Raw genomic sequence first — 20,825 nt, forward strand, 5'->3', positions numbered from 1 at the left:
CTTCTGTTTATGATGTAGTTATTAGGCTAGTGAAAGAGAGTGGATCAACTTTGAGCACAATTATTAAAACGACGGATCTCACGAAAATGTACGGGCCGCAAAAATCTGTAAACCATCTCAATATCAATGTAAAACAAGGAGATATATACGGCTTTTTGGGACGGAACGGCGCCGGCAAGACGACGACGATCAGAATGCTGCTGGGTCTGATCAAACCGACCAGTGGGCAGATAGAAATTTTCGGAGAAAACTTTTTCAAGAATAAAAAAGAAATTTTAAGAAGAATCGGATCTATTGTGGAAGTGCCCGGCTTTTACGCGAACTTGACGGCGAGGGAAAACCTGCTGATCAATGCAAAAATCATAGGTATCCATAAAAAAAATGCGATCGATGAAGTATTGGAGATCGTGGGCCTGCAGCATGAAACGAAAAAGCTCGTCGGCAAGTTTTCCTTGGGCATGAAACAAAGGCTGGGAATTGCAAGAGCCTTGCTTCACTATCCGGAGCTGTTGATACTGGACGAGCCGACAAACGGTTTGGACCCGATCGGGATCAAAGAAATGAGAAGACTCATTCATTCTCTCGCCAAAGAAAGAAACATCACCATCTTTATATCAAGCCACATTTTGTCTGAAATCGAACAGCTCGTCGATCATGTCGGGATCATTCATGAAGGAAAACTGCTTGAAGAAATTCCGTTTGACCATCTTAAAAAAAGAAACCGCAAATATCTGGAATTTCAATTATCCGATCAAAATAAAGCGGTCGTTCTGATGGAACAGCATTTTGATATTCATGACTACGAAGTTCTCCAGGACGGGATCATCCGGGTATACTCCCATTTGGGCCAGCAGGGAAAGCTCAATAAATTGTTTGTCGAAAACGGAATAGATGTATTGAAGATTACGATGAGCGAAGACAGTCTTGAAGACTACTTCGTGAAGTTGATAGGGGGCGGGACGATTGGCTAATTTGCTATATACCGAATTGCTGAAGCTGAAACGTTCACAGATGTTTCTGGTCAGCATCTTGGGAGCGGCGGCAGCCCCTTTCATCTGTTTTATATCGTCTTTGGCTAAAAAAGCCAAGTACCCTGATGTACCGATTCGCTTCAGCGAGACCTTTTCCGATACCAACCTGTATATTGTGCTTTTGATCGGAGTCCCGTTGTATGGCGTGATTACATCATATTTATTCAATCGGGAATACGCTGAAAGCACGCTAAAGAATCTATTGACGATTCCTGTTTCAAGAATCAGCCTGATTGTCAGCAAATTGGTTCTGCTCCTCATTTGGATCATGATGCTGACGTTGATCGCCTGGGTGCTGACGCTGCTGTTCGGGCTGATCGGTCAGTTTGAAGGGCTCAGTTCGGCGGTTTTAATAGAAGGGTTTAAACAATTTATGATAGGCGGGGCACTTCTTTTCTTCCTGGTCAGTCCGATTATATTTGTGACACTGCTGTTTAAAAACTACGTGCCCACCATTATCTTTACGATCATTATATCAATGGTCAGCATTATGGTATACGGCACGGAATACAGCGCTTTATTCCCTTGGTCGGCGGTATGGGTGATCGCTTCGGGTACGTTCTTTCCGGAATATCCGCCCGAATATTCTTTTATTAGTGTTGCCGCCACAACCGTTCTTGGATTAGCCGCGACAATCGTTTACTTTAAAAAAATCGATATTCATTGATGCAAAGGAGTTCAAGGGAATGTGCGACACATGTTTGCACATTCCTCATTCCGATAAGGCTTTTTTGCACAATTTAAATGGATATATTTAGAATAAAAGTATAAAAAAGGAGATCGAAACATGTCTTTTTCAGAATTAAATATTGATGCTTTTCGTTTCATTAATGATTTGGGAAAAGAGTATTCGATGCTGAATCCGGTCGTTTACTTTCTAGCCGAATATATGATGTACTTCCTCGCCTTGGGTCTTGTCGTTTATTGGCTGACCCGGACGACAAAAAACAGATTGATGGTCATTTATGCAGTCATCGCATTTGTGATTGCCGAAATTCTCGGGAAAATCATGGGCTCTCTGCATTCCAATTATCAACCGTTTGCAACGCTTCCGAATGTCAACAAGCTGATAGAGCATGAAATTGACAATTCGTTTCCGAGCGACCATACGATTTTGTTTTTTTCAATTGGTTTTTTAATCTTCCTGTTTCACAAAAAGACGGGCTGGCTGTGGCTTGTACTTGCGTTTGCCGTGGGAATTTCCCGCATTTGGTCGGGCGTTCACTATCCGCTCGACGTTGCGGCGGGAGCCCTTCTTGGCGTGTTGTCAGCTCTGTTTGTATTCTGGACAGCACCGAAGCTGTCATTTATTCATCAAATGCTGTCCCTTTATGAAAAGGTGGAACAGCGGATTGTTCCTTCCAAAAGCAAATCGAACGATAAATCGAAGAACTTTTAAAGGATGAGGCTGCCTTGGATTAGGCAGCCTTTGCTATGTGCACTCACAAATAAACGCTCGGCTTCCTCATCCTCCAAATCGAAGGCGGTTCCGGGCAGTAAGAGTATATGACCGGAACCATGAAGGAAGACGGTCTGTCGAGTGCTTTGTTTTTTACGAGTAGGAATTTTCAGCTGTTGAATCGCATTCCAGGTAGTATAGGTTCCTCTTCTTCCTCCTTTTTTCATTCTCATTATAAAAGGTGCGAGCTGTCAATGACAAAAATTCCAAATAATAGTAATTGAATACAAGTAAAAATATGGTATAATATCAAATACACAGGAGGTGATAATTTCCAATAGGTAATGATAAAATGGTCCATTCTTCTAGAAATCTATTTTTTCATCCATTAAAATGAGAGAACTCGGACCTCAAATTGTTTTGGATGCGGCAGTAGCTTATGGATGGCAGCTGAAGACGTACATACGAATATGATCAAAAATACGGAGGGAAACGAAATGAAAAAAGCGATTTTAGGTTTTTCTTTGTCTGCGGCGCTCCTGGTTCCATCCTCATTCGCTGCGGCTGCTGAGGACGGGCAGCTGACAAGTAAGCAAAAGGAACTGCTTGAAGCCAAGACAGAATACGTGCAATCACTTCCTGAACAGGCATCTGTCCAAAGCGGTGTGACGGCATATGCAGGAAAAAGGCTCACAATTAAAAGGGGAAGCTTCCTCGCCTGGTCGAAAGATTATATCGACTGGTACTACAACGGCAAAAAAATATCGAAAAGCAGCGGATCGCAGGATGTCGGCTACGTCTTTCCAAATGTCGTGAGGGCAAAGGGGATTAAAAGGTATTACAAGTCTTCAGGGCTTCACAAATGGAGAGCGAAAAAAACGCTGAGCTTCGGTACCGTTACACCGTGGGGAGATGTTGAATTCGCCAGCTCAACCTTTACAGACAGAAGGTGGGTCAATAAAAAAGGAAAATACGGAAATGATTAATTTGCCGTAAGCCATTTCATACAACGCTGCTAAAAGACTATTTTGAAATTAATGGCAGCGTTGTATAATGGAGAATGTTGCAACACCATCCTGATGCAAGAAAGGGTTTTTTAAATTGATCAAAATCGATGACCTGACGAAATCTTATGGAAACAAAACGGTATTCAACCGTCTCAACATGAATATCGAAAAAAACAAAGTCACCTTCTTGATGGGGGAAAACGGCGCCGGGAAAACGACGCTCCTGAAATGCCTGCTCAAGCTGGAACATTTCGAAGGCGGCATTCTGTACGACGGCGAGCCGCTTGAAGCCGTCAGGAGCAAAGTGCACGTCATCTATGACGATTCCCCGTTTTACGATCATCTGAGCGGCTATCAAAATATTAAACTGTTGATCAATAAACCTGCCGGCAAAGAAGAGCTAGAACAATTATCGCAAAAGTTCCTCGGCCGGGCGCTGCTGAAAAAAAAGGTTAAGACCTATTCATACGGACAAAAGAAAAAGCTGGCTTTAATGATCGCTGCATTAAACAAACCGTCATACTTGTTTTTGGATGAGATATCAAACGGGCTTGACTACCGGTCCATGATGGAGCTTCAGAAGCTGATCAATGACTGGTCGAGCACGATGACGATTGTTGCCGCCGGCCATCAGTTTGAGTTTTATTCTTCAATCGTCGATCAATTATATGTGTTGAAAGACGGTTCAGCTATCCATATAGACAATTTTAAAACGAATGGAGCAGAATTGGGCGATGTCTATAAAGAATATTTATAATATTTTCAAAAAAGAGCTTGCATTTCAATCATATTCTAAAATGCTCATCATTTTATTGCTTCCTCTATTATTCATTTCATCCGGATACATATATGTTCATTATAAAAATACAATTGACAGCTATCAGCAGTTTAAAAAGACTGAAGACGAATATAAAGAACTAGGCATCGATATTAAGCAGGCGCTGGCGTCGCCCGTCAAGGTGAAGGAAGGGGAGCTGAAAAGCGAGGGTGGCGACGGAGAGATCGTCGAAAATATTTTAAGGTTTGACTATGAGAATTTCGTCTTGTCTCTCCATCATCTGGAGCCCAAGCAGTCGGTTATCATGACGCTTGAGCTGATGGGCTTCATCATTTTTCCCTTGGCTTTTACGCTGTATGCCATCTATATCTCCTCTTACGACATCAGGTTCAAGACGGTGAAAGTGAAAGCTGTCAGCCATGATTGGAAATCCGTTCTGTTGGCCAAACAGTGTTCGGTTTACATGGTGATGGCTGCCGCCGTGATCGCCGTTGTATGTACGGCATATGTGTCAAGCCTCGTCTTTTATTCCCTGGCTTCAAGGGCCATACCGGTCGGCGAGTTCACAATACCCGCTGTTTCAAAAAGCAATATCCCGCTTCAGCTCGTTGTCGTTCTGGCGGTCAGCTTCATTTTTTCGACGATCGGATTTTATTTGGGCGTCCTCTTCAGAAGCTTTATTACGCCTGCTTTGCTTTATATCGTTTACAGCCTGCTTATCCCTGCTTTGGGCAGGTTCGATTTGAAAAACCTGCTGTCTAATCTCGGGCATGCGGTTTTCAGTTTCAGCGGCGGCTTTAAACTGTTTACACCGGTGAAGGTGGACATGATTCCGGTCGTCATCATTTTAGCCGCATCCGTCGGCTTGCTGTCTGCGGTTACTTATTATATGGCGCACAGGCAAAGCAAATATGTCGTTTGAAAAAAGAGCGCAGGCACTTGCGCTCTTTTTTCTTTTGCAAGCGACTGATGCCCGTTGGCTCAGGTTTGGCAGTCGAGTGTCAAACAGTTGGAACAACAGAATCTGCCGTCTCTGGATAAGGCGGTTTTTTTGATTGAAACCTTGTTCCTCGTAAATATTCGAAAAATTCTATATAATAGTAAAGCGGTCTCAGGAATTCATGAACTTTTTAGTAAACAGCTTTTGAACAGAGGGCAGGTGAGAACAATGGCGAATCAGGATTTGAATTTGCACACGTTATATACGAGTCATACCCGCGATGCCTGGGCAAATCTCGGCGGGCATATGACGGTAGAAATGACCGAAGAGGAAGTAAAAAGGCTTGAAGGTTTAAATGACTATCTGTCTTTGGAAGAAGTCGAAACCGTTTATGTTCCGCTGGCGAGGCTGCTTTATTTACACCGGACAACTCAATATGAACGGAACACCCGGGTGAACGGTTTTTTGAACCATCCGCACGCGGCCAAAATTCCGTTCATCATCGGGATTGCCGGAAGCGTCGCGGTTGGAAAAAGCACGACGGCCCGCATCATTCAGACTGTGCTCTCCCGTTTGCAGGAACGGCTGAAAGTCAGTCTGATCACAACCGACGGTTTTCTTTACCCCAATGCGGTGCTGACAGAAAAACAGATGATGTCGCGGAAGGGGTTTCCGGAAAGCTATGATGTCAAAGCATTGCTTGAGTTTTTAAACGATTTAAAATCCGGCAAGGAAATCGTTCGCGCACCCGTTTACTCCCATTTAACGTACGACAGATTGGAAGGGGTTTACGAAACGGTTGAACAAGCGGATATCGTCATCATCGAAGGCGTCAATGTGCTGCAGACACCGACGATCGAAGACGACCGGACAAAACCGCGGGTTTTCGTTTCCGATTTTTTTGACTTCTCGATTTATGTGGATGCCGAAGAAGACCTCATTATCAAATGGTATCTTGAACGCTTTCGCATGCTCAGAGAGACGGCTTTTCAAGATCCGAGTTCTTATTTCCATAAATTCAAAGACCTTGCGGACGAAGAAGCGGACCATATGGCAAAGTCAATATGGGAGACCGTCAACCGTCCGAATTTGTATGAGAACATTCTGCCTACAAAATTCCGGTCTGATTTAATCTTGAGAAAAGGTGAAGGCCACAAGGTGGAAGAGATTCTCGTCAGACGGGTATAGAAGAGGAGGCTTGCATGATCCATCATATTGAACTGTATGTTTCAGAGTTGGAAGCGTCGAAGCGCTTTTGGGGCTGGTTTCTCGGCGAGCTCGGCTATGAGGTTTTTCAACAATGGGAAGACGGGATCAGCTGGAAAGCAAACGGCGCCTATCTCGTGCTTGTGCAGGCGAAAGAGCAGTTTGTCAAAGCGGGTTATCACAGGTGCCGCGTCGGCTTAAACCATCTTGCTTTTTACGCGGCATCCAAAGAACAGGTCGACGAAATGACAATGAAACTGAGGGAGCGGGGATGCCGCATTTTATATGAAGACAGACATCCGTTTGCCGGCGGAAGCGGGCATTATGCCTTGTATACCGAAGATCCCGACCGCATCAAAGTCGAACTTGCGGCGCCTTGAGACGGGCGTCCGCCGGAAGGCCGGCCTTTGACCGGGCCGGCCCGTTTTCAATTAATGCTCCATCGTTTTTTTCGAACTTAATTTGACTTTTGCATCATCTATTTTGAGCTTCCGGAAGGCTGCCACCAGGAAAGGAACGCCGCAAATGGTGACAGCAGACAGGATTGCAAAAGTGAAAAACGGCTTTTCCGCTCCAAAGGCGTCCAGCAGCATTCCCCCCGCCCAAGGGCCGACCACGCTTCCCAGCTGGGTGAAGCCCATAGCCCCGAAGTAGGTGCCTTTCAGCTCAGGCCGGGCAATCCGATCGACCAGTAAATCCATCATCGAAAAGAGAAGCACTTCCCCGATCGTAAACACGATAATGATCAAGACGATGGACCATAGATCGTGGAAAAACGAGAGGCTGAACAGGCTTCCGCTAATCAGCACATTTCCGGCAATCAGCGATAAAATTGGTGAAAACCGTTTGGCGATATGTACGATCGGGTACTGTACGGCAAGCACGGCCAAGGCATTCAGCGTCAGCATCATGCCGAACACTTTCGTCCCGTCTTCGATGAACGGGCTGGCCGCCATGTATTGTGCGAGCGTCGATGTGAAGTGGGAATACCCGAATAAACAAAGAATCGAACCGATTAGTGTAATCGTAAATACCCGGTCTGTTTTTGTCACCTCCAGCGCGTCCCGCACTTTTATACGCTTATTCCGCTCAGTTGCCGGTACGGTGTGGTGTTTAAATTGAATGACCAGCACCGCCGCATAAATAAAATAAATGAAAGCTGCAATGAAAAACGGCAGCGTCGTTTTCGAAGATCCGAGGTACAGTCCTAAAAGCGGACCGAAGACGACGCCGAGGTTGATCGCGGTATAGCGGAGATTAAAGACGAAAAGGCGCGTTTCGGGTTTGGATACGTCTGAAAGCAGCGCTCTTGAAGTCGGTTCAAACAAGGCGCGGCATAATCCGTTTAAGGCATTCATGACAAAGAATGTCCAGACATGATCGGCGAGTGCAAAACCGGCGAACACGAACGTCCAGCCGAAAATCGAAACGAGCATGATGGTTTTCCGGCCGAACCGGTCTGACAAGTACCCGCCGTAAAAGCTTGCCGCAATTCCGATCAGAGAGCTCGCTGCAATAACGGCGCCGGCAAAGCCTGAAGAGGCGCCTTTCACTTGTGTCAAATAAATTGCTAAAAAAGGGATGCTCATGGCTGTGCCCATACGTCCGAAAATGGTTCCGACAATAATGGTCCAGCTGAGCGGGTGGATGTTCTGCCATTTTTGTTTCATGATAAATTCTCCGTTACGTTTTTATTTGTTTATCATACATGAAACAGATGGCGGTGAATAGAGGAATTTCTATATGCTGGATGATCAAAGGCTTTCTGCATAAAGGAAGCCGAAAGGAAAAATCGATTTATGATGAGAACAAGCCTTGATTTGTGACGTAATCATAGATGACATCCTCGATATGGGCATGCAGCCCCTCATTCGGTTCCTCGATCCGCCTTTCCTGCAAAGCCAGCTTCAGGATTTCTTTTTCGCCGGGGCTGAGCGGATCGGTTGCAACATTGCGCCCGTACTGCTTCAGCGCCTGTCCGAGCATTTTTTCAATCAGTTTCTCATCCATTTGTCTTCTCCTTTAGGAGCGCTTTTTCTTTTATCTTACTAGGAAAAAACGATGTTCTCAAGGGAGCTTTCAATTTGAGCCATTAAACCGAATGCGGCAGCATTCCGAACTGGAATGATCCGCCATGTCACCTTCTTTCCAAAGAAGGTGTTTTTTATTGCTTTCAGCCAGGATTTTCTTTGGATAAAATTACGCCTGGAAATCGAACGTATATTCGGAGTATAGTATTCATACACTAATTGTGCGAACATCAGTTCTTTTTGGAGGGAGAGAGATGGATTACGGTCAATATCCGTCGCGTTCGGTTTTGTGCGTTGATATGCGGAGCTTTTATGCAAGCTGTGCCGCAGTCCTGTTCGGACTTGATCCGATGACTTGCCTGCTGGCGGTTGTCGGAAACACGGAGCGGCAGGGGAGCATCGTTCTCGCTGCTTCTCCGGCTCTGAAAAGAGAGTTCGGCGTTCAAACGGGAACAAGGCTTTATCAGCTGCCGGATGATCCGCGCATCAAGCTGGTCAATCCGAAGATGGGGTTGTTTGTCCGTGTTTCTACAGAGCTCACCCGGTTGTTCTGCCGCTATGTGCCGCCTGATGCCATTCATACGTACAGCGTGGATGAAAGCTTTATTCAGGTGGACGGTGTTGAGAGCATGTGGGGAGACGCCCGAACGATTGCGATGAAAATTCAAGATGACATGGAAAGGGAGTTTGGCCTTCCCTGTGCTGTCGGAATCGGACCGAATCTGCTGATGGCAAAGCTGTGCCTTGACCTTGAAGCGAAAAAATCAGCAGACGGGGTGGCCATCTGGGGCTACGAAGACGTGAAAACGAAGCTGTGGCCGCTGTCTCCGCTGCGACGCATGTGGGGAATCGGCTCCAGGCTGGAAAAGACGTTAAACCGGATGGGGATCTTTACAGTCGGCCAGCTGGCCCACTATGATCTCAAGCGGCTTGAGAAAACATTCGGGGTGATGGGAAACCAGCTCTATTATCACGCCTGGGGCATCGACCTTTCGGCGATCGGAGCGCCGATCCTGGAAGGACAGGTCAGCTATGGAAAAAGCCAGATTTTGCTTCGCGATTATCCGAATCCGGAGGAAGTCAAGCATGTCATTCTTGAAATGTGTGAAGAAGTGGCTAAAAGGGCACGCGCTCACCGCCAGGCGGGCCGGACCGTCAGTCTTGGCGTCGAATACAGCCGCGATGAGCTTGGCGGCGGGTTTTACCGTTCAAAAACAATGGAAAGCCCTTCAAATATCACCCTTGATCTCTACCACACATGTCTGGCACTGTTCGAGCGGTTTTATGCCGGCAAAACGGTTCGAAAAATTTCCGTCTCTTTGTCCAATATTCAAGATGACACCAATATGCAGCTTGATCTTTTTCGCCCCGATCAGGAAAAGAAGCGGCAGCTCGGGTATGTGATGGACGGAATCAGAGAACGGTACGGATCAACAGCGCTTTTGCGGGCCGTTTCCTATACAAACGCCGGGACGGCCCGGCTGCGGTCAAAATTGGTCGGAGGCCATCAGGCATAGAAAGGAGAATCATTTATGCTTCGCGACAGAGGCAGTATCAAATGGGTTTCCATGATGCTGCCTGAGCACGTGGAATTGCTCAGGGAATATCATGAAAGCTTTCAAAAACTCAAAAAACCGATCCTGGATGAACAAAAATATGAAGAATTCAATGAAATCATTTGTGAAGCGATGGCAGAAAACAGCGTTTTGCAATTTGCCTATTATCGGCAGGGGGAAGTGAAAACGCTCGCCGGCCGGATTCACTATGCCGACGCCCTGAAAAGGGAGCTGCGGATCGTAAGCCGAGCGGATGAAATATGCATTTTAAAGATGGAGGATATCATTGAGATTGAATACGATTGTCGTTTATAATAGAATCAGTATTCGGAGGTGGATAAAATGGTAAATGACATTCATTTGCCGACTGCAGCGTCTCATGCAAAGCCTGTTATCTTGAAAGGCGATACTTTGCATGAGGCGGGGTTATAAACAAATCGCCTAAAAAAAGCAAGGTATCATTTCTGATCATCCGGCTTTGCACCTTATTTTTAAATATAGATCCATAAATAAGGAGCTGGCAGAAATGAAGACACCTTTTATCAGAAATGACCAATATAATTTTATTAAGTTTCAAACGGACAGCCTTGTCCAGGGACATGCGAACATCAATGACGAAAACGTACTTGACGCTTTGAAGTGCAATGCGCTCGATCAAGTGTTCAACCTCTTTTCTGATCTCAGCAGCGATCAAAAGTCTTTGCTGCAGAAGATGGCAGAAGTGGAAGACAGCGGTGAAGCGATGCGCTTTTTAGCCGAATTAAAGCTTCATGTCATTCCATTTCAGCGTGTAACGGTAAAAACGGCTAAAAAGCTGTTCTCTAAAGTGAAAAAGTTAAAGACGCCCGATTTTGAGCAGATGGATTTCAGCGGATATTCCTACCTGGGATGGAATGATGCAGGATCAGGCAGGAAGTACATGATTGTGGATGTCGGCGGAAAGCTGACCGGAATACACGGCACGATCAAATCCAGCAATAAAAAAGGAATCTGTGCGATATGCAACAGGACCGAAGAGATCGGACTGTTCATGGCCCGGGTGAAAAGTGGGAAAGAAACCTATACGGACAGAGGCAATTATATTTGCTGTGACAGTGAAACATGCAATCAAAATGTGATGACGCTGGATCATCTGAACCAATTCGTCGCACAATTAACGAAAGAATAAACGTGAACACCCCGGCTAAGCTTTAGCCGGGGTGTTTTATGATTTGGCTTTTAGCCTGCCTCTCTCGCAGCACTTCGCTCTCCGAAGAGACGGGTGGTCAGCCCGGGAACAGCCATACATAAGAATACGGAACGTCCAAGGCTGAATAAAAGAAAAGCGAGCCACAGCCCATGGTTTCCGAAAGCAGGCACAGCGGTAAAAAAGGCGGCCAGGAAGACGAGAACAGCCAAAAACATTGAATTTCTGACCGGGCCTATTTCGGTGGCTCCTGTGAAAATCCCGTAAAAAACGAGTCCAAAACTTGCGGTCAAAGGAAAGAGAGCGATCCAAATATCGTAAGTTTTCGCTGCTTCCAAAACGCCTTCAAGCGGTGTAAACAATGGAAGGATTGCACCTTTCAAAAGAAAGTAGCCGACTGAAAGCAGCGCGGCCGAGATCAGCGACCACTGGATCGAAAGGGAAAGCGTACGGGAATATAGTTCCCGATCCATTCTTCCAACGGCTTTCCCGGCAAAAATGCTCGATGCATTGGCAAATCCGTCAAACACATAAGCCATCATATAATGAATTTGAATCAAGATCGCATTTGCGGCCAATACTTCAGCTCCGAAGCCTGCTCCTTTAGCCGTGAACAAATTAAAAACCGTTAAAAGGCACAATGTCCGAATCAATAGATCGCGGTTGACAACCATCATTTTTTTAAACGGTTTCGGGTCGAACAAAACCTTGACGGACGGCAGCTTAAACCGCATGGCGGCATTCGATTTCACAAGCCAGCAGCCGATCAGGCAGCCCGTCACTTCCGCAATCAAAGTGGCTAGAGCGATGCCGTATACTTCCATGTGAAAAACGTAGACAAAAACGATGTCAAGCACGATATTCAAGACGTTCATCGAAATCTGCAAAAGCAATGTCACTTTGATAAGGGACATTCCCATCAGCCAGCCGAGAATGCAATAGCTGATTAAAGCAAATGGAGCGCCCCAAATCCTCAGCGAAAAATACTGCGAGGCGAATTCAGCGGTATGGCGGTCGGGCTGTATGAGCGTCAGCGCTGCGTATTCAAGCGGTTTTTGCAAGAGGATGAACATCAGTCCGGCAAAAACCGCGATGCAAACAGGCCGGGCAAGAGCCAAAACGCTCTCTGATCTGTTTTGGGAGCCGAGCGACTGAGCGGCGAACCCCGATGTGCTCACCCGCAAAAAGCCGAGGAGCCAATATATCGTATTAAAAATCATCGTTCCGACTGCAACACCGCCGATGTAAGCGGGGGAGGAAAGCTGGCCGGCGACCGCCGTATCAACCGCCCCCAGCAAAGGAGTGGTGATCGTTGAAATGATCAGCGGAACGGCGAGCGCTAGATAATGTCTGTGATTCATCTTTTATGCCCCCCCTTAGGATTCAAACACTTGAAGCAGCTTTTTGGCATATGGGTGCCTTTCGGCGGAAAAAAGCTCTTCTTTTTTAAATTGATCGGCAATCTGCCCGTCTTTCATGACCATGATGCGATGGCTCATGAAGTGGACAGCGGCCAGATCATGGGAAATAAACAAATAGGAAAGCCCCATATCATCCTGCAAATCTTTGAGGAGGTCGAGGATCTTCGCCTGACTGGTGACATCCAGGCTTGCCGTAGGCTCATCAAAGATGATTAAAGACGGGTGAGTGCTGATGGCTCTGGCGATTAAGGCCCTTTGGAGCTGCCCGCCGCTTAATTCGTGCGGATAGCGGTCAAGGAGGCTCGAGGGAAGGCCGACCATTGAGAACAGACGCTCAGCCGTCAGACGGCGGCTGCCTTGGAAGTCCTTTAAAAATGACGGGATGTCTTGTTTGGAAACATCAAGCGGCTCCATAACTGAATCGATAATATTGAGCTTTGGATTCAATGATGCGGCCGGATTTTGGAAAACAGCCTGCAGCTTTCGGCGCAGTCTTCGGGTCTCTTTTTGGTTTATGCCGGGAAGCGGATGTTGATGAAGCCGAATCTCTCCGTGATCGATTTTTTCGAGCAGCAGAAGGCAGCGCGCAAGGGTGCTTTTTCCGCTGCCGCTCTCGCCGGCGAGCCCGAGACATTCGCCTTTTCGAATGGAGAGCGATACATTGTCAACCGCTTTGTGGCCGCAAGCGTAATGTTTTGTCAGATTGCTGACAAAAAGAACGGTTTCTGCTGAATGGGTCATCACGCACCTCCTGTTCCCGCCAGCGCCCGTTCCTTTGTTTCAGGCGCGGCTGTCAGCCTCGGCGGAGGATTTTTCAGCGGCGGGACGGCTGCGAATAAACGCCTTGTACATTCATGTGTCGGTTGTCTGATTAAATCAGCGGTTAAGCCGCTTTCGACGATTTTTCCGTTTTGCATGACGGCGGTTTGATCGGCGTACCTTTTGACAAGCCGGAGGTCATGAGTGATAAAAAGGATGGCGCAGTTTGTTTTGGCGCGCATCACGGTGAGCTGTTGCAAGACGTCCGCGGCCGTGATGCTGTCTAAAGCCGTTGTCGGTTCGTCTGCGATGAGAAGCTTCGGGCGGAGCACCATCGCTTGAGCAATCGCGGCCCTTTGGAGCTGCCCTCCGCTCAATTGAAACGGGTAGCTTTCATATACTCTGTTTTCCGGCAGAGAAACCTCCTGAAAAGCGCGGAGAATCGCTTCTCTTCGCTTGTTCTTAGACCAATCGGTATGCGTTTTGACCATTTCGTCAATTTGTCTGCCGATCCGTATAAATGGGGTGAATGCTCCGTGACAGTCCTGAAAAATAAAGGCGATATCCTTTCCGCGCATGCGTCGGAGCGCTTTGCGGCCTGCTTGAAGCATCTGGCGGCCCTCAAATATCACGTCTCCGCCGGACACCGTTAGTCCGTCCGGAAGCAGCCCGGCTATGGCCGAAGCGGTCAGGCTCTTTCCGCTGCCGCTTTCCCCGAGCAGCGCGAACCATTCCCCTTCATGAATCGAGAAGGAGGAATTTTTGACAATGGTGTGCTGTCGGGAGCGGATTGATAAGCCCTCAATAGATAACATCGGCATGCTAAGAAACTCCTTTCTTGTGTTTAACGTCAAACCTGTCCCTTAAACGGTCACCGTACAGGTTGGATAACAGAACGATGAACATGATCGCAAGACCGGGAATCACCATAAGCTGAGGCGCATGCAAAAAGTAATGTTTTCCGTCATTCAGCATGGCGCCCCATTCCGGATATGGAGGCTGAGCACCCAGTCCGATATAGGACAGGGCAGCAATCATTAACACCGTCTTTCCGATATCAAGTGTCGCAAGTACGGAAACGTTGCCGAGAACATGGGGCAGCAAGTGCTTTTTTAAAATCGCCCCGGAGCCTAAGCCCGTCAGCTCGGCCAAGGCGATGTAATCTTTTTGTTTTTCCGAAAACACCGTGCTGCGGACCAGCCTTGCATAGCCGACCCATTTGACAGCGACGACGGCCAATATTAAGTTCATCAGCCCCGGGCCAAGCAAACCGCTTAAAACAATCGCGACAATATAGTCCGGAAACGCCATAACCGCGTCAACAATTCTCATGATCATCCGATCCAGCCGTCCGCCGAAAAAGCCGGAGACAAGCCCGACGGGAACACCTATGAAAACGGAGAGCAGAATCGCGGCCAAGGCGGTGCCGACCGTCGCTTTCGCACCGGCGATCATCCGGGAAAATATATCTCTGCCCAAATGGTCCGTTCCGAGCCAATGCTGCATGCTGATCGGCTGAAGCCGGTTGGCCATATCTGTGCGGAGCGGATCGAACGGCAAAAAGAAGGGGACGGTGAAGAGCGCCGCGGAAAACAGCAGCACAAACCACAGTCCTGTTTTGGTTCGGAATATATATTTGACGTTTTTTCTCATCGGCGTCCAGCCTCCTTTAAGCGAATTTCCGGATTGAGGTACCGATAGGAGAGGTCGACTAAAAGATTGATCAGGACAACCGTGATCCCCATGAAAAGAATGTACCCCTGAATGATCGGATAATCACGCTGAACGATGGCGTCAACGACAAGCTTGCCGACGCCGGGATATGCAAACAGGACTTCAATAATCACCGTGCCGCCGAGCAGGCTGCCGAGGCTGACCCCGAATATCGTGATGACAGGGATAAGACAGTGGCGAAACGCGTGAAAGAAGAAAATTCTAGCCTCGCTGATACCGCGCGCCCTGGCTGATCTGATGAAATCCTGACCAAGGCTTTCGATCAAGCTTGACCGTACAAGACGGACATAAACGCCCGACATCGCGATCCCAAGCGTGAGAGAGGGGAGAATCAAATGTTTAAACGTTCCGGCTCCCATTGACGGCAGCCAATTCAGCCTGACGGAGAAGAGATCGATCAATATCAATCCGAGCCAAAAGCTCGGGAGCGCGGCTCCCACTAAAGCGAGCAAGCGGCCGAGATGATCGATCCACCGATCCCGGTATAAAGCGGAAAGCGTTCCGACCGGCACGGCAATCAGCAGCATGACGAGAAGCGATGCGCCGGTCAGAAGCAACGTCGCCGGGAATTTCCGGCTGAGCTCGTCGATGACGGGTTCGTGTGTTGTATAGGAGTTTCCCAAATCAAACTGGAAAAAGCGCTTGAACCAGTTCCAATATTGAATATAAACCGGTTTGTCCAAACCGAGTTCCTCTCTGAAAGCCTCGATCTGCTCGTCTGTTACCGCAACATCATCTACGCGAAGCATCTGTTTCACCGGATCACCGGGAGCCGCTTTCATAAACACAAAGCTGATAAACGAAAGCAGTAATAAGAATAGAACCAGTTCAAACAGCCGCTTAGCGATCTGCTTCATTTCGTTTTCACATCCAAATCTTTCGTCAGCATATAATATTCACTTTTGCTCGTTTCCCAATTTAATACACCATCTCGGTATGCCGTGATGTTTTCGGGGGTGACGATAAAAGAGTTTAATGTCTCCTTCTCGATCAATTCAGCTGCTTTTTTGGCAAGGCGGTTCCGCTTCTCTTTGTCGATCGTGCGGTTGAATTCCTCAATCCATTTGATCAAGGTTTGATTTTCGATGCCGCTGTAGTTTAAAGCGCCATTCGGCATATAGGCGGTGTTCAGCAAATAGCCGGCATCGCCTCTGGGCGCGGTCATCGAGCTGTATGTCGCCAAATCCCAATCATCGTTCTTCGCCAAATACTCATCGATATTTTCGACTTGCTGAATCTTAATCGAAATGCCCAGTTCCTTCGCATTTGATTCAAGAATCTGCGCGATTAAGGGCAATTCCGGACGAGACTGATAGGTTAGCAGTGTAAAAGATAAGGCTTGTCCGTCCTTCACGGCTTTGCCGTTTTCAAGCTCGTAGCCGGCTTTTTTCAGCTCAGTTTTTGCCGCTTCCAGTCCGCCCGGCTTTTGAACCGCACCGGCGGAAAATGGGAAATCCGCTAAGAAAGGGCCGTCTGCCGGCTGAGCATGCCCGTTCAAAATGCTTTCAGCGATTTCTTTGCGGTCCAGTAATGCGTCGAAGGCGCGGCGCAGGTGACGGTCAGCGAAATGATCCTTCTTTGTATTGTAGAGAATCTGGTGAACGCGCAAGCTCGGCACCGAATCAACGGTAATTGATGAATCTTTTTGAATTTGGTCAATATCCTCCACGCTCGGTCTGTAAATGATGTCGGCATCTTTTGATTGGAGAGCCATGACGCGGGCGTTTGCGTCTTCATTAAACGAAAATGTGACGTGCTTCAGCTTCGGTTTGCCGTCCCAATAATCGTCATACCGTTCTAACTCTATTTTATGGCCGGCCTCAAAAGAGGAAACTTGAAAAGGACCCGTTCCGACGGGCTGTTGAGAAATGTTTGCTGCGCTGACGTCAATGATCGATGTGTTTGGATGAACCAATTCTGAAGGGAATTCGGGAAATGGCTCCTTCGTTGTAATCGTCAATGTTTGTCCTGCAGCTTTGATTTCTTTGATTTTTAAGGCGTTCTTCATAGCTTTGCTCTCGCGTATCGTCCGTTCTAAAGACGCTTTTGCCGCTTTGGCATCCGCTTTTTTGCCATTTTGAAACGTCAGATTGTCTTTAAGGGTGAAGACCCATGTTTGTCCGTCTTTACTTTTCCAATCCTTGGCGAGCCAAGGTTCGATGGAAAGGTCAGCGCTGATTTTGACGAGCGTTTCGCTGATGCCGGCGCGGACCGCCGTATAATTGACATCGAGATTAGGGTCAAGGGTTTGACTTGGAATATTGAAAAGAAAAGTGAGTTTCTTCTCATCACCTTTCGCCGAGTCCGCGCCTCCGGAGGAGCAGGAAGCGAGAATGACGAGAAAAATAATCGGTATGATCATGCGTTTTGCTATGTAAGCCATCGGTTACACCTCCAAAAAGTAATGGTTTCGATTTACCCTCATTATCATAGGGGATATTTCCTTTGTTGTAAACAGGAATGTTTGCTCATGTTTGGTGAAAGTGCGGGGACAAATTTTTTGAAGTTCTGCCTGCTTTTCCATATAAAATAGGTCTGCAAAAAAGAAAGCCCGAATAATTTGAAACAAGGGATTTAATGGAACGATTTACAGGGGAAAAAAATATGCTGTTAATAAGATGTTCAAACAGCAAGTGAAAGGAGCCAAAAAGCGATGATGATTACAGTAAAAATACGCCATACAGCTGAAACCGAAGGCACAGACATAGGTGACTTCACTCCTGCTGAACTCGATAGCATCGTCCAGACGATCAGAAAATACGGAGCTTGGCTTTCACCTGATGCCGACACAGATGATTATAAATTTACATTCCAGGATGCTAAATACAACCTCGAACAAAGAGTCTTTGAAATCATTGTGGAATAATCATATATCGGACACTGAATGAACGGTCGGAAAAGGCGTTTATTTAGAGTCCTTTTTTATTTTTGCCCGGGCGGGAAAACAGTCCTGATAAATGAGGAGCCTTGAAGAGGTCTCAGCCCTTCAAGGTTCCTTCGCTTTTACTGCCCGCTGGCGGTCAGCCCGTCTTTAATCAAGGCATTCACTTTGCTGCTAAACAAAAGACCGACATGGCTTACGCCTGAGATTTGCACATTGTTTGCACCATCAAGTTTGGAGAGGCTGTTTAAGACGATATAGTCGCTTGTGCTGTAAATCGAAGTGTATGAGATTTCGTTTCCCTGAGGCGCCGTGTTTGTAACCAGACGGTTAGCGCCCCCAAGGGTAACGACATGTCCGACTTTATGTGCGCCGTCCAGATTTTTAATATAATAGAGCGTATTGGCCCCGCCCATGCTGTGAGCGACAATATCGACTTTTGACGCTCCTGTTTGATTCAGCACATGCTTGATGTATTCGGATAATCTCGGCGCATTGTTTTTATTATTTCCCGTTTTATCGATAAAGTTGATGGCGTAAAGCTCACTGCTCGTCCAGCCTTGAGATTGTAAATACGATTTAATGCCGATAAAGTTATAATCGGCTCCGCCGATGCCGTGAACCATGACGACCGGATTGCGGGAAGCGGCGGAAGCTGTAGCAGGCTGGAACGAAAAGACGGATACGGCAGACAGCATGCAAATCAATAGAATAGATAAAAATGAATGACGACGCATTGTTTCTCCTCCTAAAAAAGTAATAAATTCACAACAACGACAATTCTATAAAACGAACATATGAAAACGAAGTGTAATTTTATCTATTTTTCGCCCCGAAAAAAGAGCAGTATATGAAACGGTTTTTTGCCGCTCCGTATGTCGGCTGCCTGTAGGGTAAGGAGAGTGAAGCTTTCCTGAGAGATGGCAAATCGATTTGTGCTCTTGAATGAGGACTAAGAACATTCTCCTAATAAATCTACAGACAGATTAAAATGGTAAATTGGGAGCGGAAAACGGTATAATAAGGAAACATATCCATTACTGAGTTGCAGAACGTTTTGGCCGATGGTCAGGTCAATGTTGAAAAAGAGAGGTTAGATCTTAATGAAAGCATGCAGCGTGCAGGATGCAGAGCGGTCCGCTGCATGTCAACAAAGTATCGATTGCTTATCAGCGGGAAAGGGGGTTTTCGGTTGAAAAAAGTGACGTTTTGAATGATGACAGACCGGATCAGGATCAAGTCCTGTTTATCAAAGAACTGTGAATCAAAGGGGGATGAACATGATTTCAAAAACGCCGGAGCCGCCGTATTACGCGGTGATTTTCACATCGGTCAGAACAAACGGTGATCATGGCTACAAAGAGACGGCTGCGAACATGCTAAAGCTTGCCGCAGCACAGCCAGGCTTTTTAGGAGCAGAAAGCGCAAGGGACATGAACGGAAAAGGAATAACGGTTTCCTATTGGGAAAGCCTTGAAGCGATTGAAAAATGGAAGTTTCACAGCGAACACCTGCAGGCGAAGGAAAAAGGCCGAACGGAATGGTATTCCGACTTTGCCGTGCGGGTTGCAAAAGTTGAAGACGCGAGAATTTCAGAGCGGCACGGCCGCCCCCCGTCAGACGGCACCAGCCGGGAGGAAATGCAATGATTCAATTGTTAAATCATAAAGACCCGCACACGGCCCGCTGCATAGTAAATGTTCAAAAGCCGGCTTATGAAAGAGAAGCGGAGATCATTCAATTTCAGGGCATTCCGCAGCTGAATGAAACAGCTTTTGATGTGATGGATTCCCGTGAAACTTTCATCGGCTGGTTTGAGGGAGAAGAATTAGCCGGAATCGCTTCCTTTATACATACAGCAGATAAGCTGACGATCTGCAGGCTGGCCGTTCATCCGGTTCATTTTCGAAAAGGAATTGCGATGGCATTGCTTCGTTATATGTTGATAAAGAAGGAAGCTGAATCATTTGAAGTGACGACGGGAGCGGGGAATGAACCGGCAAAAGCGCTGTATCAGAAGTTGGGATTTTCTGAGATTGAACAGTATGAACCTGAAAAAGGAATTGTTCTTTCAAGGCTGATGCTGCATGCGCCGAGAAAGGTTAAAGTCGTCTCCTATCAAGAGGAGTGGAAAGGCGAATTTTTCAAAGAAAAAAAGCAGCTTGAAGCGCTTTTCCAGAATGAAGTCTTGCATATTCACCACATTGGAAGCACGTCAATTCCGGGGATGAGCGCCAAGCCTGTCATTGACATGCTGATCGAAGTGAAAGATCTCGGCTCCGCCGCCGGCTTCGAAAAGGGGATGAAAATGCTCGGCTATGAACCGAAGGGGGAAAACGGCATTCCGGGGAGAAGGTTTTTTCAAAAAGGGGGGCGGAAGCGTACACATCATGTCCATCTGTATGAAAGCGGGCATCCCGATATCAGGCGGCATCTCGCGTTTCGGGATTATTTAATCTCGCATCCGGAGCGGGCCGAAGAATATGCTGCTCTGAAGATGAAGCTGGCGGAGATGTTTCCGCTTGACATGGCAGGCTATATTGACGGCAAAAACGGCTGGATAAAAGAGACTGAGCGCTTGGCTGAACAATGGAAAAAGGCAGGGGAGAACAGGTAAGCCCCCTCCTGCTTAGGCTCTGACACAAGAGTCAAACGTTCCTTTATGGCTTCCGTCACAGTAAGGCATTTTCAGCGATTTTCCGCATCTGCAGAGCGAAAAAGCGGGTTTTTCAGGGAACGGGTTTCCATCCATATCGATCAGGTCGACGTCTCCCGTGACCCGGAAACCGCCGTTGTCCATCACTTTAATCTGCACTTTTTTGGGCATCATTCCACCTCCGAATCTCTTCATATTTATGCCTGACAGCCGGAAACGATGCGCTTTTTCCCGCTCCTGT

General features: G+C 47.1%; 25 protein-coding genes. 15 read left to right on the forward strand and 10 right to left on the reverse strand.

Annotated elements, in window-relative coordinates:
• Positions 1-50 precede the first annotated feature (50 nt).
• The 8 genes from bcrA to MST20_RS15650 all read left to right on the forward strand — a co-directional run bounded on the left by bcrA (position 51) and on the right by MST20_RS15650 (position 6,741).
• Entirely contained in the window at positions 51-971 is a 921-nt protein-coding gene (gene bcrA, locus MST20_RS15615) for a bacitracin resistance ABC transporter ATP-binding subunit BcrA (RefSeq protein WP_243943278.1), read from the forward strand.
• Positions 964-1,698 (forward strand): ABC transporter permease, encoded by a 735-nt coding sequence (locus tag MST20_RS15620; RefSeq protein ID WP_020452073.1) that lies wholly within the window; start codon positions 964-966, stop codon positions 1,696-1,698. Before bcrA ends, MST20_RS15620 begins: the two co-directional genes overlap by 8 nt.
• A gap of 120 nt (positions 1,699-1,818) precedes the next feature.
• Positions 1,819-2,430: a bacitracin resistance undecaprenyl-diphosphatase BcrC gene (gene bcrC, locus MST20_RS15625; protein WP_243943280.1), complete on the forward strand. Its 612-nt coding sequence runs from the start codon at positions 1,819-1,821 to the stop codon at positions 2,428-2,430.
• A 443-nt stretch (positions 2,431-2,873) separates the two neighbouring features.
• Positions 2,874-3,416 (forward strand): hypothetical protein, encoded by a 543-nt coding sequence (locus MST20_RS15630; RefSeq protein WP_243943282.1) that lies wholly within the window; start codon positions 2,874-2,876, stop codon positions 3,414-3,416.
• Between the two features lie 115 nt (positions 3,417-3,531).
• On the forward strand, positions 3,532-4,194 hold the full coding sequence (locus tag MST20_RS15635) for an ATP-binding cassette domain-containing protein (RefSeq protein ID WP_243943283.1): 663 nt from the start codon (positions 3,532-3,534) through the stop codon (positions 4,192-4,194).
• On the forward strand, positions 4,172-5,137 hold the full coding sequence (locus MST20_RS15640) for an ABC transporter permease (protein WP_243943285.1): 966 nt from the start codon (positions 4,172-4,174) through the stop codon (positions 5,135-5,137). Before MST20_RS15635 ends, MST20_RS15640 begins: the two co-directional genes overlap by 23 nt.
• 246 nt (positions 5,138-5,383) lie before the next feature.
• The gene (gene coaA / locus MST20_RS15645; RefSeq protein WP_243943287.1) at positions 5,384-6,343 is read left to right on the forward strand and encodes a type I pantothenate kinase; all 960 of its coding nucleotides are present in this window, start codon (positions 5,384-5,386) and stop codon (positions 6,341-6,343) included.
• Positions 6,344-6,357: 14 nt separating this feature from the next.
• Positions 6,358-6,741, forward strand: coding sequence for a VOC family protein (locus MST20_RS15650; RefSeq protein WP_243943289.1), 384 nt, complete (start codon positions 6,358-6,360; stop codon positions 6,739-6,741).
• Between the two features lie 51 nt (positions 6,742-6,792).
• On the opposite strand, the gene MST20_RS15655 is transcribed toward MST20_RS15650, so the two are convergent.
• Both MST20_RS15655 and MST20_RS15660 read right to left on the reverse strand, forming a co-directional pair.
• Positions 6,793-8,031, reverse strand: a complete 1,239-nt coding sequence (locus MST20_RS15655) for an MDR family MFS transporter (RefSeq protein WP_243943291.1) — start codon at positions 8,029-8,031, stop codon at positions 6,793-6,795.
• Positions 8,032-8,158: 127 nt separating this feature from the next.
• Positions 8,159-8,371, reverse strand: coding sequence for a YqzH family protein (locus tag MST20_RS15660; RefSeq protein ID WP_003183240.1), 213 nt, complete (start codon positions 8,369-8,371; stop codon positions 8,159-8,161).
• 274 nt (positions 8,372-8,645) lie between these two features.
• On the opposite strand from MST20_RS15660, the gene MST20_RS15665 reads away from it, so the two are divergent.
• The 3 genes from MST20_RS15665 (at position 8,646) to MST20_RS15675 (ending at position 11,115) form a co-directional block, all read left to right on the forward strand.
• Positions 8,646-9,908, forward strand: a complete 1,263-nt coding sequence (locus MST20_RS15665; protein ID WP_243943293.1) for a Y-family DNA polymerase — start codon at positions 8,646-8,648, stop codon at positions 9,906-9,908.
• Positions 9,909-9,923: 15 nt separating this feature from the next.
• The gene (locus MST20_RS15670) at positions 9,924-10,262 is read left to right on the forward strand and encodes a YolD-like family protein (RefSeq protein ID WP_243943295.1); all 339 of its coding nucleotides are present in this window, start codon (positions 9,924-9,926) and stop codon (positions 10,260-10,262) included.
• 211 nt (positions 10,263-10,473) lie between these two features.
• Positions 10,474-11,115 carry a FusB/FusC family EF-G-binding protein gene (locus MST20_RS15675; RefSeq protein ID WP_243943296.1) on the forward strand — a complete coding sequence of 214 codons (642 nt, stop codon included), beginning with the start codon at positions 10,474-10,476 and terminating at the stop codon, positions 11,113-11,115.
• A gap of 50 nt (positions 11,116-11,165) precedes the next feature.
• Here the strand turns inward: MST20_RS15675 and MST20_RS15680 are convergent, their stop codons facing one another.
• The 6 genes from MST20_RS15680 to nikA are packed head-to-tail and all read right to left on the reverse strand — an operon-like array spanning position 11,166 to position 17,430.
• Positions 11,166-12,494, reverse strand: a complete 1,329-nt coding sequence (locus MST20_RS15680; RefSeq protein ID WP_243943298.1) for an MATE family efflux transporter — start codon at positions 12,492-12,494, stop codon at positions 11,166-11,168.
• 15 nt (positions 12,495-12,509) lie between these two features.
• Complete coding sequence (locus MST20_RS15685; RefSeq protein ID WP_243943300.1) at positions 12,510-13,295, reverse strand: ABC transporter ATP-binding protein; 786 nt, start codon at positions 13,293-13,295, stop codon at positions 12,510-12,512.
• A complete protein-coding gene (locus MST20_RS15690) occupies positions 13,295-14,134 on the reverse strand; it encodes an ATP-binding cassette domain-containing protein (protein ID WP_243943302.1) in 840 nt (279 codons plus the stop codon). Before MST20_RS15690 ends, MST20_RS15685 begins: the two co-directional genes overlap by 1 nt.
• A 1-nt stretch (position 14,135) precedes the next feature.
• Entirely contained in the window at positions 14,136-14,966 is an 831-nt protein-coding gene (nikC, locus tag MST20_RS15695) for a nickel transporter permease (RefSeq protein ID WP_243943304.1), read from the reverse strand.
• Positions 14,963-15,904 (reverse strand): nickel ABC transporter permease, encoded by a 942-nt coding sequence (nikB, locus tag MST20_RS15700; RefSeq protein WP_243943306.1) that lies wholly within the window; start codon positions 15,902-15,904, stop codon positions 14,963-14,965. The genes nikC and nikB overlap by 4 nt, the downstream gene beginning before the upstream one ends.
• On the reverse strand, positions 15,901-17,430 hold the full coding sequence (gene nikA / locus MST20_RS15705; protein WP_243943309.1) for a nickel ABC transporter substrate-binding protein: 1,530 nt from the start codon (positions 17,428-17,430) through the stop codon (positions 15,901-15,903). The genes nikB and nikA overlap by 4 nt, the downstream gene beginning before the upstream one ends.
• Before the next feature lie 270 nt (positions 17,431-17,700).
• On the opposite strand from nikA, the gene MST20_RS15710 reads away from it, so the two are divergent.
• Complete coding sequence (locus MST20_RS15710; RefSeq protein ID WP_243943311.1) at positions 17,701-17,913, forward strand: hypothetical protein; 213 nt, start codon at positions 17,701-17,703, stop codon at positions 17,911-17,913.
• Between the two features lie 137 nt (positions 17,914-18,050).
• On the opposite strand, the gene MST20_RS15715 is transcribed toward MST20_RS15710, so the two are convergent.
• Positions 18,051-18,665 (reverse strand): esterase/lipase family protein, encoded by a 615-nt coding sequence (locus MST20_RS15715; protein WP_020452056.1) that lies wholly within the window; start codon positions 18,663-18,665, stop codon positions 18,051-18,053.
• Between the two features lie 388 nt (positions 18,666-19,053).
• On the opposite strand from MST20_RS15715, the gene MST20_RS15720 reads away from it, so the two are divergent.
• From MST20_RS15720 to MST20_RS15730, 3 genes are read left to right on the forward strand one after another with little or no spacing between them, the layout of a single operon-like run.
• Entirely contained in the window at positions 19,054-19,191 is a 138-nt protein-coding gene (locus MST20_RS15720) for a hypothetical protein (protein ID WP_243943313.1), read from the forward strand.
• A 17-nt stretch (positions 19,192-19,208) separates the two neighbouring features.
• Positions 19,209-19,577 carry an antibiotic biosynthesis monooxygenase family protein gene (locus tag MST20_RS15725; protein ID WP_243943315.1) on the forward strand — a complete coding sequence of 123 codons (369 nt, stop codon included), beginning with the start codon at positions 19,209-19,211 and terminating at the stop codon, positions 19,575-19,577.
• A complete protein-coding gene (locus MST20_RS15730; protein WP_243943317.1) occupies positions 19,574-20,545 on the forward strand; it encodes a bifunctional GNAT family N-acetyltransferase/GrpB family protein in 972 nt (323 codons plus the stop codon). Before MST20_RS15725 ends, MST20_RS15730 begins: the two co-directional genes overlap by 4 nt.
• A 12-nt stretch (positions 20,546-20,557) precedes the next feature.
• On the opposite strand, the gene MST20_RS15735 is transcribed toward MST20_RS15730, so the two are convergent.
• A complete protein-coding gene (locus MST20_RS15735) occupies positions 20,558-20,755 on the reverse strand; it encodes a CDGSH iron-sulfur domain-containing protein (RefSeq protein WP_165427479.1) in 198 nt (65 codons plus the stop codon).
• Between the last annotated feature and the right edge of the window lie 70 nt (positions 20,756-20,825).

Origin of the sequence: Bacillus sp. B19-2 (assembly GCF_022832475.1) — a bacterium.
In the GTDB taxonomy this organism is placed as follows: domain Bacteria; phylum Bacillota; class Bacilli; order Bacillales; family Bacillaceae; genus Bacillus; species Bacillus paralicheniformis.

Coding starts and splice junctions, on each gene's coding strand:
- bcrC (WP_243943280.1), top strand. CDS start 1,819: ATGTCTTTTTCAGAATTAAATATTGATGCTTTTCGTTTCATTAATGAT.
- MST20_RS15630 (WP_243943282.1), top strand. CDS start 2,874: ATGGCAGCTGAAGACGTACATACGAATATGATCAAAAATACGGAGGGA.
- MST20_RS15640 (WP_243943285.1), top strand. CDS start 4,172: ATGTCTATAAAGAATATTTATAATATTTTCAAAAAAGAGCTTGCATTT.
- coaA (WP_243943287.1), top strand. CDS start 5,384: ATGGCGAATCAGGATTTGAATTTGCACACGTTATATACGAGTCATACC.
- MST20_RS15650 (WP_243943289.1), top strand. CDS start 6,358: ATGATCCATCATATTGAACTGTATGTTTCAGAGTTGGAAGCGTCGAAG.
- MST20_RS15655 (WP_243943291.1), bottom strand. CDS start 8,031: ATGAAACAAAAATGGCAGAACATCCACCCGCTCAGCTGGACCATTATT.
- MST20_RS15660 (WP_003183240.1), bottom strand. CDS start 8,371: ATGGATGAGAAACTGATTGAAAAAATGCTCGGACAGGCGCTGAAGCAG.
- MST20_RS15665 (WP_243943293.1), top strand. CDS start 8,646: ATGGATTACGGTCAATATCCGTCGCGTTCGGTTTTGTGCGTTGATATG.
- MST20_RS15670 (WP_243943295.1), top strand. CDS start 9,924: ATGCTTCGCGACAGAGGCAGTATCAAATGGGTTTCCATGATGCTGCCT.
- MST20_RS15675 (WP_243943296.1), top strand. CDS start 10,474: ATGAAGACACCTTTTATCAGAAATGACCAATATAATTTTATTAAGTTT.
- MST20_RS15680 (WP_243943298.1), bottom strand. CDS start 12,494: ATGAATCACAGACATTATCTAGCGCTCGCCGTTCCGCTGATCATTTCA.
- MST20_RS15685 (WP_243943300.1), bottom strand. CDS start 13,295: ATGACCCATTCAGCAGAAACCGTTCTTTTTGTCAGCAATCTGACAAAA.
- MST20_RS15690 (WP_243943302.1), bottom strand. CDS start 14,134: ATGCCGATGTTATCTATTGAGGGCTTATCAATCCGCTCCCGACAGCAC.
- nikC (WP_243943304.1), bottom strand. CDS start 14,966: ATGAGAAAAAACGTCAAATATATATTCCGAACCAAAACAGGACTGTGG.
- nikB (WP_243943306.1), bottom strand. CDS start 15,904: ATGAAGCAGATCGCTAAGCGGCTGTTTGAACTGGTTCTATTCTTATTA.
- nikA (WP_243943309.1), bottom strand. CDS start 17,430: ATGGCTTACATAGCAAAACGCATGATCATACCGATTATTTTTCTCGTC.
- MST20_RS15710 (WP_243943311.1), top strand. CDS start 17,701: ATGATGATTACAGTAAAAATACGCCATACAGCTGAAACCGAAGGCACA.
- MST20_RS15715 (WP_020452056.1), bottom strand. CDS start 18,665: ATGCGTCGTCATTCATTTTTATCTATTCTATTGATTTGCATGCTGTCT.
- MST20_RS15720 (WP_243943313.1), top strand. CDS start 19,054: ATGCAGAGCGGTCCGCTGCATGTCAACAAAGTATCGATTGCTTATCAG.
- MST20_RS15725 (WP_243943315.1), top strand. CDS start 19,209: ATGATTTCAAAAACGCCGGAGCCGCCGTATTACGCGGTGATTTTCACA.
- MST20_RS15730 (WP_243943317.1), top strand. CDS start 19,574: ATGATTCAATTGTTAAATCATAAAGACCCGCACACGGCCCGCTGCATA.
- MST20_RS15735 (WP_165427479.1), bottom strand. CDS start 20,755: ATGCCCAAAAAAGTGCAGATTAAAGTGATGGACAACGGCGGTTTCCGG.